The organism is Variovorax sp. 05T418 (assembly GCF_056396385.1).
Map to the genome: position 1 here is coordinate 211,942 of NZ_JBFTLJ010000009.1, position 14,883 is coordinate 226,824.

General features: G+C 69.3%; 16 protein-coding genes. 11 read left to right on the top strand and 5 right to left on the bottom strand.

Going from position 1 to position 14,883, the window contains the following annotated elements; all coding sequences use genetic code 11:
* Window positions 1-3 precede the first annotated feature (3 nt).
* From AC1DMS_RS19465 to AC1DMS_RS19490, 6 genes are all read left to right on the top strand, one after another.
* Window positions 4-768 (top strand): SDR family NAD(P)-dependent oxidoreductase, encoded by a 765-nt coding sequence (locus AC1DMS_RS19465; protein WP_278881174.1) that lies wholly within the window; start codon window positions 4-6, stop codon window positions 766-768.
* The gene (locus tag AC1DMS_RS19470; RefSeq protein ID WP_278881176.1) at window positions 765-1,655 is read left to right on the top strand and encodes a beta-keto acid cleavage family enzyme; all 891 of its coding nucleotides are present in this window, start codon (window positions 765-767) and stop codon (window positions 1,653-1,655) included. Before AC1DMS_RS19465 ends, AC1DMS_RS19470 begins: the two co-directional genes overlap by 4 nt.
* 372 nt (window positions 1,656-2,027) lie before the next feature.
* Window positions 2,028-3,026, top strand: coding sequence for a quinone oxidoreductase family protein (locus AC1DMS_RS19475; RefSeq protein WP_478181635.1), 999 nt, complete (start codon window positions 2,028-2,030; stop codon window positions 3,024-3,026).
* A 25-nt stretch (window positions 3,027-3,051) separates the two neighbouring features.
* A complete protein-coding gene (locus tag AC1DMS_RS19480) occupies window positions 3,052-3,414 on the top strand; it encodes a cupin domain-containing protein (protein WP_012745291.1) in 363 nt (120 codons plus the stop codon).
* Window positions 3,415-3,468: 54 nt separating this feature from the next.
* On the top strand, window positions 3,469-4,464 hold the full coding sequence (locus tag AC1DMS_RS19485) for a tripartite tricarboxylate transporter substrate binding protein (protein ID WP_478181636.1): 996 nt from the start codon (window positions 3,469-3,471) through the stop codon (window positions 4,462-4,464).
* Window positions 4,465-4,466: 2 nt separating this feature from the next.
* Window positions 4,467-6,146, top strand: a complete 1,680-nt coding sequence (locus AC1DMS_RS19490; RefSeq protein ID WP_478181637.1) for an amidohydrolase — start codon at window positions 4,467-4,469, stop codon at window positions 6,144-6,146.
* Here AC1DMS_RS19490 and AC1DMS_RS19495 read toward each other — a convergent pair.
* Together AC1DMS_RS19495 and AC1DMS_RS19500 are read right to left on the bottom strand one after the other, a co-directional pair.
* The gene (locus AC1DMS_RS19495) at window positions 6,143-6,766 is read right to left on the bottom strand and encodes a uracil-DNA glycosylase family protein (RefSeq protein ID WP_478181638.1); all 624 of its coding nucleotides are present in this window, start codon (window positions 6,764-6,766) and stop codon (window positions 6,143-6,145) included. The genes AC1DMS_RS19490 and AC1DMS_RS19495 overlap by 4 nt on opposite strands.
* Window positions 6,738-7,568 (bottom strand): isocitrate lyase/PEP mutase family protein, encoded by an 831-nt coding sequence (locus AC1DMS_RS19500; protein ID WP_278878430.1) that lies wholly within the window; start codon window positions 7,566-7,568, stop codon window positions 6,738-6,740. Before AC1DMS_RS19500 ends, AC1DMS_RS19495 begins: the two co-directional genes overlap by 29 nt.
* Window positions 7,569-7,667: 99 nt before the next feature.
* Between AC1DMS_RS19500 and AC1DMS_RS19505 the strand changes: the two genes are divergently transcribed.
* Complete coding sequence (locus tag AC1DMS_RS19505; protein ID WP_478181639.1) at window positions 7,668-8,126, top strand: CopD family protein; 459 nt, start codon at window positions 7,668-7,670, stop codon at window positions 8,124-8,126.
* Here AC1DMS_RS19505 and AC1DMS_RS19510 read toward each other — a convergent pair.
* The 3 genes from AC1DMS_RS19510 to AC1DMS_RS19520 are packed head-to-tail and all read right to left on the bottom strand — an operon-like array spanning window position 8,123 to window position 11,030.
* The gene (locus AC1DMS_RS19510) at window positions 8,123-8,560 is read right to left on the bottom strand and encodes a VOC family protein (protein WP_478181640.1); all 438 of its coding nucleotides are present in this window, start codon (window positions 8,558-8,560) and stop codon (window positions 8,123-8,125) included. The genes AC1DMS_RS19505 and AC1DMS_RS19510 overlap by 4 nt on opposite strands.
* Before the next feature lie 17 nt (window positions 8,561-8,577).
* Window positions 8,578-9,819: a CaiB/BaiF CoA transferase family protein gene (locus AC1DMS_RS19515; protein ID WP_478181641.1), complete on the bottom strand. Its 1,242-nt coding sequence runs from the start codon at window positions 9,817-9,819 to the stop codon at window positions 8,578-8,580.
* 11 nt (window positions 9,820-9,830) lie between these two features.
* Window positions 9,831-11,030, bottom strand: coding sequence for an acyl-CoA dehydrogenase (locus AC1DMS_RS19520; RefSeq protein WP_436299209.1), 1,200 nt, complete (start codon window positions 11,028-11,030; stop codon window positions 9,831-9,833).
* Between the two features lie 176 nt (window positions 11,031-11,206).
* Between AC1DMS_RS19520 and AC1DMS_RS19525 the strand changes: the two genes are divergently transcribed.
* The 4 genes from AC1DMS_RS19525 to AC1DMS_RS19540 all read left to right on the top strand — a co-directional run bounded on the left by AC1DMS_RS19525 (window position 11,207) and on the right by AC1DMS_RS19540 (window position 14,877).
* The gene (locus AC1DMS_RS19525) at window positions 11,207-12,127 is read left to right on the top strand and encodes a LysR substrate-binding domain-containing protein (protein ID WP_478181642.1); all 921 of its coding nucleotides are present in this window, start codon (window positions 11,207-11,209) and stop codon (window positions 12,125-12,127) included.
* Window positions 12,128-12,190: 63 nt separating this feature from the next.
* A complete protein-coding gene (locus tag AC1DMS_RS19530) occupies window positions 12,191-12,595 on the top strand; it encodes a phage holin family protein (RefSeq protein WP_278878416.1) in 405 nt (134 codons plus the stop codon).
* A gap of 184 nt (window positions 12,596-12,779) precedes the next feature.
* Window positions 12,780-13,619, top strand: a complete 840-nt coding sequence (locus AC1DMS_RS19535) for an IclR family transcriptional regulator (RefSeq protein ID WP_278878413.1) — start codon at window positions 12,780-12,782, stop codon at window positions 13,617-13,619.
* A 175-nt stretch (window positions 13,620-13,794) separates the two neighbouring features.
* Window positions 13,795-14,877: a TRAP transporter substrate-binding protein gene (locus tag AC1DMS_RS19540; protein ID WP_012745279.1), complete on the top strand. Its 1,083-nt coding sequence runs from the start codon at window positions 13,795-13,797 to the stop codon at window positions 14,875-14,877.
* Window positions 14,878-14,883 lie beyond the last annotated feature (6 nt).

The following is a 14,883-nucleotide window of genomic DNA, read 5'->3' on the forward strand; positions in this document are numbered from 1 at the left end:
CCCATGAGCTTCGATCCTGTTTCCCGACTCGACGGCAAGGTCGCCGTCATCACTGGCGGCCTTGGCGCCATCGGCTATGCGACGGCGGTGCGCCTTGCAACGCTCGGCGCCACCTGCGTGCTGCTGCACCGCAAGGGCGACGATGCGGCGGCCCGCGCGGCCGCCCTGCCCTCCGCCAGCGGACAGCGCCATGCGGCGATCCGCGCCGACATCGTCGACACGCCGAGCCTGCAGGCCGCGGCCGCCCAGGTGAAGGCCGTGCATGGGCGCTGCGACATCCTCGTCAACAGCGCCGGGCACACGCAGCCCGTTGCCGCGGGCGACCTCGATGCGCTGACCGACGAGCTCATCGACGACATCGTGCGCGCCAACTTCCGCGGCGTGTTCGCGACCATCCGCGCTTTCGCGCCGATGCTGAAGGACAGCGGCGACGGGCTCGTCGCCAACATCTCGTCGATCGCCGGCTTCACGGGCGTGGGCAGCAACCTCGCGTATGTCGCGGCCAAGGCCGGGCTCGACGTGGTGGGCGATGCACTGGCCAAGGCGCTGGCGCCGGCGGTGCGCGTGGTGTCCGTCTCGCCGGGCGCGGTCGAATCGGGCTTCGTGCCAGGCCGCGGCGCCGAGTTCGCGAGCAAGATGGCGAGCACCACGCCGCTCGGGCGCATCGGCAAGCCCGACGACGTGGCTGCCGCGGTGGAGGCGCTCGCAACGACGATGCGCTTCGTCACCGGCACGCGCATCGTGGTCGATGGAGGGCGCCACCTGTGAGCACCGCCAAGACGCTCATCACCTGCGCCGTCACGGGCAACCTCGTGAAGCCCGAGCAGACGCCGCACCTGCCGATCACGCCGGTGCAGATTGCCGACGAATGCCTGGCCGCGGCGGAGGCCGGCGCGGCGCAGGTGCACATCCATGTGCGCCATCCCGAGACCGGCAAGCCTTCGATGGAGGTCGAGCTGTACCGCGAGGTGGTCGACCGCATCCGGCGCAGCAACCGCGAGCTGGTCATCAATCTCACGACCGGCCCCGGCGGGCGCTTCATTCCGAGCGAGGACGATCCGAAGATCGCCGCGCCCGGCACCACGCTGCTGCCGCCCGAGAAGCGCGTGGAGCACATCGCGCTGATCAGGCCCGACGTGTGCTCGCTCGATCTCAACACCATGAACTCGGGCCCCGACGTGGTGATGAACACGCCGAAGAACGTGCGCCGCATGGCCAGGGTGATCCGTGAGGCGGGCGTGAAGCCCGAGCTGGAGATCTTCGATTCGGGCGACATCAACCTTGCGCTCGACCTGATCGCCGACGGCACGCTCGACGGACCCGCGATGTGGACCTTCGTCCTCGGCGTGAAGTACGGCTTCGCGCCCACGCCCGAGACGCTGCTCTACGCACGCAACATGCTGCCGCGCGGCGCGTTCTGGAGCGCCTTCGGCATCGGCCGCATGGAATTCCCGATCGTCGCGCAGGCCTGGCTGCTGGGCGGCCATGTGCGCGTGGGCATGGAAGACAACATCTACCTGGAGAAGGGCGTGCTGGCCGAGAGCAATGCGCAGCTGGTGGCGAAGGCGCGCGACATCCTGCTGAGCCTTGGGGGCGAGATTGCGAATCCGCGGGAGGCGCGCGCGATGCTGGGCTTGCCTGGTGGGGGGAGCTGACTTGCGAACTCTTTCTATTCGGTGCGCGGTGCGTTTGGTGCCAGCTGATTCAGGGCGCGCTCCCGCCGACGGGGTACCTTGCTCCGCGAATGTCCCCCGGGCTTCGCCCTCCTCCTTTATTTCGCTGCGCAAGGCACCCCATCGACGGGAGCGTTATGCGGAGCAGTCGTTGATCAGCGATGCACAACGAGCGTGCCCTCGTGCACAGAGCATCGGGTGCTCCCCGCAGCGAAATAAAGGAGGAGGCCGCAGGCCGGGGGACATTCGCGGAGGGGAGTACCCGGTGATCTGTGCACACGCCCTGAACAACAGCGCCCCGAATAACAGCGCCAAGAACAAAAGAACGCCCGAACAACACAAGCACTCCGCAACATGAGCACCGACACGCCCCCCACCCCCCGCGCACTGCGCGTGAACGAAAAGGCCGCCAACCTCGAAGCGCTGCAGCTCCAAGCCGCTCCGCAGCCCGAACCCACCGCGCCCCCCGGCCACGCCGTGGTGCAAGTCGCCGCCGCCGCGGTCAACCCGAGCGACGTCAAGGCTGCGCTGGGCCTCATGCCGCAAGCCGTGTGGCCGCGCACGCCGGGCCGTGACTTCGCGGGCACCGTGGTGAGTGGTCCGACCGAATGGATCGGCCGCGAAGTCTATGGCTCGGGCGGCGACATCGGCATCACGCGCGACGGCTCGCATGCGCGCTATCTCGTGCTGCCCGAGGCCGCGCTGCGCGCCAAGCCCCAAGGCATCTCGATGGACGAAGCCGGCGCCGTGGGCGTGCCCTTCGTCACCGCCTACGAAGGCTTCAGGCGCTGCGGCATGCCGCAGGCCGGGCAGACCGTGCTGGTGCTCGGCGCCAACGGCAAGGTCGGCCAGGCCGCGGTGCAGTTGGCCTCGCAGGCCGGTGCGCGCGTGATCGCGGTGCAGCGCCGCGCCGGTCCGTTCGAGGGCTTCGCGTGCGGGCCGGTCGACGTGATCGATGCGCGCCACCATGCCGACGTGGGTGCGCAGGTGCGCGAACTCACCGGCGGGCGCGGCGCGAACATCGTCTACAACACCGTCGGCAGCGCCTACTTCGAGGCCGCCAACAAGGCCATGGCCAAGGGCGCGACGCAGATCTTCATCGCCACGCACGAACGCGCCGTGCCCTTCGACATCTTCGCGTTCTACCGCGGCATGCACACCTTCGTGGGCATCGACTCGCTCGCGATGGACTGCGTGGCCTCCACCGCCCAGCTCGACGCGATGCGCGAAGGCTTCGAGCGCGGCACGCTCAAGCCCTTTCCGGTGGCGCGGCACTTCGCGCTCGACGAAGCGATGGATGCCTACCGCCTCGTGCTCTCGGGCAGCACCGACCGCGTCGTGCTGCGCCCCTGAATCGAACAACCCAAGGAACACCGCCATGCACGTGACCCGTTTCAGCGAGGCGCCGCACTACGAGGCGCCCAACCATTTCGACATGCGCTGCCTGCGCCTGCAGGGCAAGGAGGCCGGGCCTTCGACGCAGATGTGGATGGGCATGAGCCAGATCCTGCCCGGCGGCCGCACCGGGCTCGACGGCTCGCCGATGGAGAAGCTCTACCTCGTGCTCGAAGGCCAGCTCCATGTGGTCGGCGAGCTCGACGGCGCGCACCAGGAAGAAGTGCTCGGCCCCTACGACAGCTGCCGCTTCGCACCCGGCGAAAAGCGCCAGCTCGAAAACCGCAGCAACCGGCCGGTGCTGGTGGCGCTGGTGATGCCGAACAGCGTGCCGCCAGCCGCATAGGCCCTGCCCTGGTCATTCATCGCTCACCCAATTAAATCAACGGAGACAAGACGCATGAAGAAGACATTCGACACCTGGAGCCGCCGGCAGGCGCTCACGCTGGCCGCGGCGCTCGTAGCCATCGGTACGCTCGGCATCGCGCATGCGCAGAACCCATGGCCCGGCACGCAGCCGATCAAGCTCGTGGTGCCCTTCACCGCGGGCAGCGGCACCGACATCGTCGCGCGGCTCGTGGCCGAGAAGCTCGGGCCTGCGCTCGGCACCAGCGTGGTGGTGGACAACAAGCCCGGCGCCGGCGGCACGCTGGGCGCAGCCATCACGGCCAAGGCGCCGGCCGACGGCTACACGCTGCTGGTGCATTCGGCCGGGCACCTGGTGAATCCATGGATCTACAAGGGCCTGTCGTACGACACGATCAAGGACTTCACCGGCATCACGCCGATGGCGAGCCTGCCCAACGTGCTGGTGACCGGGCCTTCGCACTTCGCGAACGTGCGGGACCTGGTCGCAAAGGCCAAGGCCAATCCGGGCGGACTCAACTACGGCTCCGCGGGCAATGGCTCGGCCACGCACATGAACGCCGAGGTGTTCCGCCTCGCGGCCGGGCTCGATGCGCAGCACGTGCCCTTCCGCGGCACGCCCGAGGCCATGACCGAGGTGATGGCCGGACGTGTCGACTGGTTCTTCGCGCCGATGGTCTCGGCCCTGCCGCTCATCAAGAGCGGCAAGCTGCAGGCGCTGGCCGTGGGCACCGCGAAGCGCTCGCCCGCGCTGCCCGAGGCGCCCACCACGGTGGAAGCCGGCGTGCCCGGTTCCGAGTACCTGTTCTGGGTCGGGCTCTTCGCACCCGCGAAGACGCCGCAGCCGGTGGCGGACCGGCTGCAGGCCGAGGTCGTGAAGATCATGGCCTCGCCCGAACTCAAGGAACGCCTCGACAAGCTCGGCGCCGAGCCCTTCACGATGCCGTCGGCGCAGTTCAACAAGTTCATTGCCGATGAAACCACCAAGGCGCAGCAGGTGGTCAAGGCCGCCAGCATCAAGGTCGACTGACCATGCTGCGCACACTGCTCACGGCGGCCGGGGCGGCTGCACTGCTGCTGCTGCTGCCGCCTGCCACGCAGGCCCAGCCGGCCGACCTGATCGTCACCAACGCGAAGATCGCCACGCTCGATGCGGCCGCCACCACCGCGCAGGCGCTGGCCGTGCGCGATGGCCGCATCGTGGCGGTCGGCAATGCCGCGCAGGTGCGCGCGCTCTCGGGCCCGATCACGCGCACGGTGGATGCGGGCGGCCGCACCGTGATCCCGGGCCTCATCGACTCGCACATGCATGCGGTGCGCGCGGCGCTGAGCTATTCGACCGAGGTCAACTGGATCGGCGCCGGCAGCATCGGCGAAGCCATGGAGCGCATCCGCGCCGCGGCCGCGCGTGCACGGCCCGGCGGCTGGCTGATCGTGGCCGGCGGCTGGACCGAGCAGCAGTTCGCCGAGCGCCGCCGCCCCACCGCGGCCGAGCTGCAGGAGGCCGCGCCCGACCATCCCGTGTATGTGCAGCTGTTCTACGAAGCCGTGGTGATGACGCCCAAGGCGCTCGAAGCGCTCGGCGTTCCGGCGGGCACGCTGCCGGCCGGCATGAAGCCCGCGGCGGATGGTGCGCCGGGCTGGATGACCGGCGACATCGTCGGCATCTCGGCCCTGTTCGACAAGCTGCCCAAGCCGAGCTACGACGACAACCTGGCCGGCACGCGCGCCTTCTTCCGCGAGCTGAACCGCCTGGGCGTCACCGGCCTCGTGGACCCGGGCGGCTTCAGCATTGCGCCGTCGCAGTACGCGGCGCTGTTCGAACTGTGGCGCGAGAAGGCGCTGACGCTGCGCGTGGCCTACAGCGTGTTCGCGCAGAAACCCGGTGCCGAGCTGCAGGAGTTCCGCGAGCTCACGCAGATGCTGCCGATGGGCTTTGGCGACGACATGCTCAAGTTCAACGGCCTCGGCGAACGCGTGACGCTCGCGATGTACAACAACAATTTCCCCGACGCGGCCGCGAAGGAGAAGTTCCACGAGCTCATCAGGTGGGCTGCGATGCGCAAGCTCGCGGTCACCATCCACTGGCAGGAGAACGGCTCGGTCGAGCACCTGCTCGGGCTGTACGAGAAGCTCAACGCCGAAGTGCCGATCAAGGAGCTGCGCTGGTCGATCGCGCACCTGGACGACGCCTCGCCCGAAACGCTCGCGCGCATGAAGGCGCTGGGCATCGGCTGGACCATGCAGGACGCGATGTACTTCCAGGGCGACCGTGCGCTCGCCACGCGCGGGGAGGCGGCGCGCCGCATGCCACCCATAGTCAGCGCGCTGCGCACCGGCGTGAACGTGGGCGCCGGCACCGACGCGCACCGCGTGGCTTCGTACAACCCTTTTGTCGCGCTGCAATGGATGCTCGACGGCAAAACGGTGAGCGGCAAGGCCATGCGCGGCGCCGACGAGACGCCCACGCGCGAGCAGGCGCTGCGGCTCTACACGGTGGGCAGCGCGTGGTTCAGCTTCGACGAGGCAAGGCGCGGCACGCTCGAAGTGGGCAAGCTCGCGGACTTCGCGATCCTCGACCAGGACTTCTTCTCGGTGCCGCTGGAGCGCATCGGCAAGACGGTGTCGCTGATGACGGTGGTGGGCGGGCGCGTGGTGCATGCCGCGCGGCCCTTCGATGCCGCAGGCACCTCGGTCGCCGCGGCGCCCTAGGGCTGCGCGAGCGCCTGCCGCACGCGTTCGCGCAGCACCGGCAGCACCTCGCTCTCGAACCACGGGTGGTGCTTGAACCAGCCGGTGTTGCGCGGCGACGGATGCGGCAGCGGAATGAAGCGCGGCGCAAATTCCGCAAAGGCCGCGACGGTCTCGGTGACGCCGGCCTTGCGCGCCGCGCCCAGGAAGTGGCGCTGCGCGTACTGGCCAATCAGGAGCGTGAGCTCGACCCGGCCCATCTGCGCGAGCAGGCGCGCATGCCAGAGCTCGGCGCACTCGCGGCGCGGCGGCAGGTCGCCGCTGCTGCCGCGGCCGGGGTAGCAGTAGCCCATCGGCATGATCGCGATGCGCGCGGCGTCGTAGAAAACCTCGCGGTCGATGCCGAGCCAGCGGCGCAGTTGCTCGCCGCTCTTGTCGTCCCATGGCAGGCCGGTGGCATGCACCGTCAGGCTCGGCGCCTGGCCGACGATCAAGAGGCGCGCGCTGGCGCTGGCCTGCACCACGGGCCGCGGGCCCAGCGGCAGCTGCGCGGCGCAGGCGGTGCAGCCGCGGATTTCCGCGAGCAGCGCATCCATGGCGCCGGCCCGCGCGCTATTCGGAGAACCGGCCGAAGAAGCCATCGAGATCGGCCCCGGAGGCCGCGCCTTCGAAGCCACCGAAACGCCCTTGCTCGGCCAGCGCCCGCGCGGCGCGGTCGAAGCCGCCCCAGGCCGCGCGTGCGAGCGCACCGCCCACGCTGACGCGCCGCACGCCGAGCGCGGCAATGTCCTGCATGCTGAGCTCGCTGGCCCAGCCGATCAGCAGGTTGACCGGCTTGGGCGCCACCGCGGCCACCACCGCCGCGATCTGCTCGCGCGTGCGGATGCCCGGCGCGTAGAGGCAGTCGGCGCCGGCCTCGGCGTAGGCCTTGAGGCGGGTGATGGCGTCGTCCAGGTCGGGGCGGCCGGCGAAGAAGTTCTCGGCGCGGCCCACCAGCAGCGTGTCGCCGCCGGCCGCGTCGATGGCGCGGCGCGCCGCGCGCAGCCGTTCGACCGCCACGCCGATCTCGAACAGCGGATTGGCCGCATCGCCGGTCGAGTCCTCGATCGACAGGCCCGCCACGCCGGTCTCGATGGCCAGGCGCACGCTTTCGGCCACGCCCTCTACATCGGCCGCGAAGCCGTTCTCGAAGTCCGCATTCACGGGCAGGTCGGTGGCGCCGGCGATGTCGCGCAGGTGGGCCAGCATGGTGTCGCGCGACTGCCCGCCGTCGGCCAGGCCCAGCGACCAGGCATGGCCCGAGCTCGTGGTGGCCAGCGCCTTGAAACCCAGGCCCTGCAGGTAGCGAGCGCTGCCCTTGTCCCAGGGGTTCGGAATGGCGAAGCAGCCCTGTTCGTGCAGCGCGCGGAACTCGGCGCGTTTCTGGGCGACGGTGCGGGTCATGGAAGCCTCATCTTTCTTTGTTGCGTGCGAAGGATGGGGTTTTAACGCAACGGCTCGGACATTGCGCGGGCACAGCTTTCGGTGTTCTGATCGGGCCCCATGTCCTACGCCTTCCTGCTCTTCATCCATCTTCTCGCCGCCGCCTTCTGGGTGGGCGGCATGGCCACCCTGCACTTCGCGGTGCGCCCCGCCGCGGTCGCCACGCTGGAGCCGCCGCTGCGGCTGCGCACCATGGCGGCGGTGCTGCGGCGCTTCTTCGTGGGCGTGGACGCGGCCGTCACGCTGCTGTTCGTGACCGGCGTGGCGATGATCCTGCTCGCGGGCGGCTTCCGCGCGGTGCACTGGCGCATCGAGGCGATGATGGGCATCGCCCTCGTGATGGCCGGCATCTACGTGTACATCCGCGCCTCGGTGTTCAGGGTGATGCGGCGCGCGGTGGAAGAAAGCGCATGGCCGGTGGTGGCCGGGCGGCTCAATACCGTGCGCCTGCTGGTGACGGTGAACCTCGCGCTCGGCGTGGCGGTGTTCGGCGTCGCGATCCTGGGACGCGCCGGCTAGCTGTTGCCGGCCGGCCCTTTCAACTCGACGCCGTTGCCGTCGGGGTCGGTGATGTAGATCGACGGGCCGTTGCCCTCGGCGCCGAAGTTGTTCTGCACCTCGCCGTGCACCGGCACGCCGTGCCGCGCCATCAATGCGCGGATCGCCGCTTCGTCGAAGGGCTCGATGCGCAGGCAGAGGTGGTCGACGTTGCGGCCTTCCTTGCCGGCCAACGCGCCGCCCTGCTTGCCGAGCGGGCCATCGGGCGTGACGAGGTCGATGAGGTTGGTGCCGGCGCGCAGATGCACGAGCCCCAGGTTCTCGCGGCGCCTCTCGACCGCGCAGCCGAGCACGTCGCGGTAAAAGGCAATGGCGCGCTCCGCGTCCTTCACGCGCAGCACAACATGATCGATGCGCAGCACCGAGAACGGTGGGCTGTGTACCGGGTCCGTCATGGTTTGCTCTCCTTGCTCTACACCACGCCTGCCGCGCGCAGCGCGTCGAAGCGCGCGCCATCGATGCCGAACTCGGCCAGCACCTCGCGCGTGTGCTGCCCGAGCGCGGGCGGCGCATGGCGCAGCACGGGCGGCGTGGCCGTGAGGCGCAGCGGGCTCGCCACGCCGGTGATGCTGGCGATGCCGTCGTCCGCATCGCGCGGCAGCGTGACGGCCAGGCCGCGCGACTTGACCTGCGCGTCGTCGAAGGCCTGCGCGATGTCGTTGATCGGGCCGCAGGGCACGGCCTTGTCTTCGAGCAGCGCGACCCAGTCGGTGGTGCTGCGGGTGCGCGTGAGCTCTTCCATCATCGGAATGAGCACGCCGCGGTGCTTCACGCGCAGCGTGTTGCTCGCAAAGCGCGCATCGACGGCCCATTCGGCATGGCCGGCCGCTTCGCAGAAGCGCGCGAACTGGCCGTTGTTGCCGATGGCCAGCAGCATCGAGCCGTCCAGCGTCGGAAAGTCCTGGTACGGCGCCAGGCTCGGGTGCGTGTTGCCCTGGCGCTGCGGCGCCTTGCCGGTGTTGAGGAAGGCGCTCGCCTGGTTGGCGAGGATGGCCATGCCCACGTCGAGCAGCGCCATGTCGATGTGCTGGCCTTCGCCCGTGCGGCCGCGCACCTGCAGCGCCGCGAGGATGGCGGTGCTTGCATAGACGCCGGTGAACAGGTCGGTGAGCGCCACGCCCACGCGCAGCGGGCCGCCGCCGGGCTCGCCGTCGGGACGGCCGGTGATGCTCATCATGCCGGTCATGGCCTGGATCATCAGGTCGTAGCCCGCGCGCTCGGCGTAGGGGCCGTCGTGGCCGAAGCCGGTCACGCTGCAGTAGATGAGGCGCGGGTTGGCCGCGCGCAGGCTCTCGTGGTCGAGGCCGTACTGCTTCAGGCCGCCGGTCTTGAAGTTCTCCACCACGATGTCGGCCTGCGCCGCCATCTGCTTCAGGAGCGCCTGGCCGTCGGGCGTGGCCATGTCGACCGTGACCGAGCGCTTGTTGCGGTTGCAGGCCGTGAAGTAACTGGCCTGGTCGGTGTCGTTGCCGTCCGCGTCCTTGATGAACGGAGGGCCCCAGGTGCGCGTGTCGTCGCCGACGCCGGGGCGTTCGATCTTGACGACATCGGCGCCCAGGTCCGCGAGGATCTGCGTGCACCAGGGGCCCGCGAGCACGCGGGACAGATCGAGGACCTTGATGCCGTCCAGGGCTGCGGGCTTGGTGGCCGTCATGCGCTCTTCGTTCAGTTGGCGAAGGCGGCGATGCCGGTGATGGCACGGCCGAGGATGAGCGCGTGGATGTCGTGCGTGCCTTCGTAGGTGTTGACCACTTCCAGGTTCACCAGGTGGCGCGCCACGCCGAACTCGTCGCTGATGCCGTTGCCGCCCATCATGTCGCGCGCCAGGCGGGCGATGTCGAGGGCCTTGCCGCAGTTGTTGCGCTTCATGATCGAGGTGATCTCGACCGAGGCCGTGCCCTCGTCCTTCATGCGGCCCAGGCGCAGGCTGCCCTGCAGGCCCAGCGTGATCTCGGTCTGCATGTCGGCCAGCTTCTTTTGAATGAGCTGGTTGGCGGCGAGCGGGCGGCCGAACTGCTTGCGGTCCAGCGTGTACTGGCGGGCGCGGTGCCAGCAGTCTTCGGCGGCGCCGAGCGCGCCCCAGGAGATGCCGTAGCGCGCGCTGTTGAGGCAGGTGAAGGGGCCCTTCAGGCCCTGCACTTCTGGGAAGGCGTTTTCCTCGGGGCAGAACACGCCGTCCATGACGATCTCGCCGGTGATGCTGGCGCGCAGGCCGACCTTGCCGTGGATCGCCGGAGCGCTCAGGCCCTTCATGCCCTTCTCGAGCACGAAGCCGCGGATCGGGCCCACGGTGCCGCTTTCGCTGACTTCCTTGGCCCAGACCACGAACACGTCGGCGATCGGCGAGTTGCTGATCCACATCTTGGCGCCGGAAAGCGAGTAGCCGCCCGGCACCTTCTTGGCGCGCGTGACCATGCTGCCGGGGTCGGAGCCGTGGTCGGGTTCGGTCAGGCCGAAGCAGCCGATCCATTCGCCGGTGGCGAGCTTGGGCAGGAATTTCTGCTTCTGCGCCTCGGTGCCGAATTCGAAGATGGGCACCATCACGAGCGAGCTCTGCACGCTGGCCATCGAGCGGTAGCCCGAGTCGACGCGCTCGACTTCGCGCGCGATCAGGCCGTAGGCCACGTAGTTGAGGCCGGGGCCGCCGTACTGCTCGGGGATCGTCGGGCCGAGCAGGCCGAGCGCGCCCATTTCGCGGAAGATGGCGGGGTCGGTCTCGCCGCTGCGGAAGCCCTCGATGACGCGGGGCGCGAGGCGCTCCTGGCAGTAGGCATTGGCCGCGTCGCGGATCATGCGTTCTTCGTCGGTCAGTTGCTGGTCGAGCAGGAAGGGGTCGTCCCAGTGGAATTGCGCTTTGGCGGCCATGTGCTTGTCTCCGGAAGAGGGAAAAGAGGGGGAATGGGTCGATCCTAGCCATGCAGGGGGTTGGGCGCAAACGATGAATCCTCACCCAGATATGCGTCCTTTGCACATCTGACACCCCGGCGGCAAGACGTTTCCATTGATGACGGCGCCTGCCCAGTCATACACTACCGGCATACATGCGCCGCAAGATCCCGCCCCTGCAGACCCTCGTGTGCTTCGATGCCGCCGCGCGCCACGAGAGCTACACGCGCGCCGCGCAGGAACTCGCGCTCACGCAGAGCGCGGTGTCGCGCCAGATCGGCACGCTCGAGGCCTTCCTGGGCGTGGTGCTGTTCCGCCGCACGCGCCACGGCGTGGCGCTCACCGCGAGCGGCGCGGCCTATGCGCGGCAGATCACCAAGCGGCTCGAGGCGATGGAGCGCGACACGCTCGACGCCATGGCGCACCAGGGCGAAGGCGGCTCGCTCTCGCTGGCGGCCGTGCCGACCTTTGCCACGCGCTGGCTGATGCCGCGGCTGAAGGGCTTTGCGGCGCTGCAGCCCGACGTGGTGGTGCACATCGAGACGCGCACCCGGCCTTTCCTGTTTGCCGACGCGGAGTTCGACGCCGCGCTGTATGCCGGCACGCCCGCGCAGGTCGAGAACTGGGCCGGCACGCGCGCGCTCATGCTGATGCACGAGGACGTGGTGCCGGTGTGCAGCCCCTCGCTGCTGCAGTCACCCGGACGCAAGGGCAAGCCCGTGGCGCCCGCGGCCATCGCGCAGATGCCGCTCTTGCAGCAGAGCACGCGCCCCGACGGCTGGCGCCAGTGGTTCGACGCGCAGCAGGTCGATGCGCCCAATGCGCGCGGCGGGCCTCGCTACGAGCTCTTTTCCATATTGGCCGCGGCTGCCTCGCACGGCCTGGGCGTGGCGCTGATGCCCACCATGCTGGTGGCCGACGAACTCGCGCGCGGCGAACTGGTGGTGGCCTGTGCGCGGCCGCTGTCGGGCGAGCGCAACTACTACCTCGTGACGCCCGAGCGCGCCGACCAGCGGCCGCTGCTGAAGTTCTTCAGCGACTGGCTGCTGGCCGAGGCGCAGCGCAGCGCCGTCTAGCCAAGGCAGTGCCGATATGATGGTCCGCACCATCGCGCGCACCGCCTTGCGCCCCCCAACACCATGCTGAACAACATCGCTCCCTTTCTCGTGCACTGGGCCATCACCGCGCTGTCGCTGTGGGTGGCCAGCCTGATCTTTCGCGGCATCAAGTTCGAGAGCACTTCGGCGCTCGTGATCTCGGCCCTGCTGCTGGGCCTGGCCAATGCCATCGTGAAGCCGCTTTTGATCGTGCTCACGCTGCCGCTGACGCTGCTCACGCTCGGCCTCTTCCTGCTGGTGATCAACGCGCTGATGATCATGCTGGTGGCCGCGCTGGTACGCGGATTCAAGCTCTCGGGCTTCTGGACCGCGTTCTTCGCGAGCATCTTCATCTCGCTGCTGAGCATTGCGATCGATTCGCTGGTGAGCAGCGGCGACCCCGCCACCACCATCCAGATGCCGACCGGCAGCGGCAAGTGGCTGTAGCCGCGGCGGGATGCCGCCGATGGCCGGCATCCGCGTAATCACTGCCCCCGGGCGCTTGATTGACGAGGATGATGTCGACAATATTCAATACTTTTGTCGACAAAAATAGCCGGACGCACCGGCGCTGAGCGGCTGCGGCCGCGTCGGCGGCGGGGGGTGGCGTGCAACTTGCAAGGATCTGGACATGACGGACAGCAGCTCCCCCCGCTCCTCCTCCTCTTCCAAGGCCGCCGGCAAGGTCATGCGCATCGACCGCGACGGCGACGGCACCGTGCAATCGCTTACGCGGGCCATGCAGCTGCTCGAACTGCTGGCCGACGACGACGAGGGCTACCGCCTGGTCGACATCGCGGCGCGCAGCGGCCTGTCGTCCTCCACCGCGCACCGCCTGCTCACCACGCTGGAGCAGCGCCAGTTCGTCCAGTTCGACCGCGAAACCAGCCTCTGGTATGTGGGCGTGCGCTGCTTCTCGGTGGGCGCGGCCTTCGGGCGCCGGCGCCGCATTGCGCACCTGGCGCTGCCGGTGATGCGGCGGCTGCGCGACAGCTCGGGCGAAAGCATCAACCTGGGCATTGCCGACCTGGGCGACATCGTGTTCGTCACGCAGGTGGAAAGCCGCGAGCTGATGCGCGCCATCGGCAAGCCGGGTTTCCGCGCACCGCTGCACGGCACCGCCATGGGGCAGGCGATCCTGGCCGCCATGGCCGAGGACGACGTGCTGCAGTACCTGCGCACCTACGGCCTGCCCAAGCTCACGCCCAACACCATCGCACGCGCATCGCGGCTGCACGAAACGCTGGGCGAGGTGCGCCGCGCGGGCTATGCGGTGGACGACGAGCAGAACGCCGTGGGCCTGCGCTGCATTGCCGCCGCCATCCGCGACGAGCACGGCCAGCCCTTCGGCGCGATCTCGCTGGTGGGGCCGACGCAGCGCATCAAGGCGGCCGACTTCGCGCAGCTGGGCGCCACGGTGCGCGCCGCCGCCGACGAGATCACCGCGGCCTACGGCGGGCGCCTGAAGTAGCCGCCGGCCGCGCGTCTTCCACCGGCGCGCAGCGCCAAGTGCTTGATCCGCAAAGATTTTTTCTGCCGTTCCCGGTGCGCGGAAAACTCTGCGCGGGCGCCGTGCGGCGCGCTTCAATGGCCTCCTGCATTGCCGCCTTGCCGATTCGCCCACCTTTGCCCTTCCAGGAGAAATCATGCCGCTGCGCCCTCTTGCCAAGCCCTCTTTTCCAAGGCCGTTCGCCGCGGCCTGCCTGCTCGCGCTGGCCACCGTGCTCGCCCTTCCCGCCGCCCAGGCGCAGGAGCGGATCAAGCTCAAGGCCATCGGCCAGCCGCTGGCCACCGGGCTGATCCAGAAGAACAAGGAACAGCCCTTCTTCGAGAACTTCGCGGCCCGCACGGGCCTGCCGATCGACGTCGACTACAAGCCCATCGACACGCTCGGCATCAAGGACACCGAGCAGCTGCGCGTGATGAAGGCGGGCCTGTTCGACATCGTCTCGCTGCGCGTGTCGCAGAACTCGCGCGACGAGCCGACGATCCTGGGCCTCGACCTGGTCGGCGCCGCGCCCGACTTTGCCACCGGCCGCAAGGTGGCCAAGGCGTACTTCGACACGGTCGACGCGCGGCTGCAGCAGCAGTTCAACGTGAAGCTGCTCGGCGTATGGCCCTTCGGCCCACAGATCCTGTTCTGCAAGAAGCCGATTGCCTCGCTGGCCGACATCAAGGGCATGAAGGTGCGCGTGTACGACCAGAACCTGGCCAAGTTCATCGAGCTGGTGGGCGCGACGCCGGTGCCGGTGTCGTTCGCCGACACGCACCAGTCGCTGTCGCTCGGCGTGGTCGACTGCGCCATCACCGGGCCGAGCTCGGCCAACTCGGCCGGCTGGCCCGAGGTCACCACGCACCAGCTGGCCATCGGCTTCCAGATGGCGCTCAACGGCTACGGCATGACGATGAAGTCATGGAACGCGCTCAAGCCCGACCAGCAGGCCAAGCTCAAGGCCGCCTTCGACGGCCTGACCGACGAGGTGTGGAAGTACTCCGAGGAGCTGTTCCGCGATGCGCTCAACTGCAACGCCGGCAGGGACCCGTGCACCACCGGCAAGAAGTTCAAGCTGGTCGACGTGCCGGTCACGCCGGCCGACCTCGAGCTGGTGCGCGGCGCGGTCGGCAAGGTCTCGCTGCCAGTGTGGGCCGAGGTCTGCGACAAGTCGAACCCGGGCTGCTCCAAGGGCTGGCAGGCCACGGTGGCGCCGGTGCTGGGGCTCAACAAGTGAGCAGCG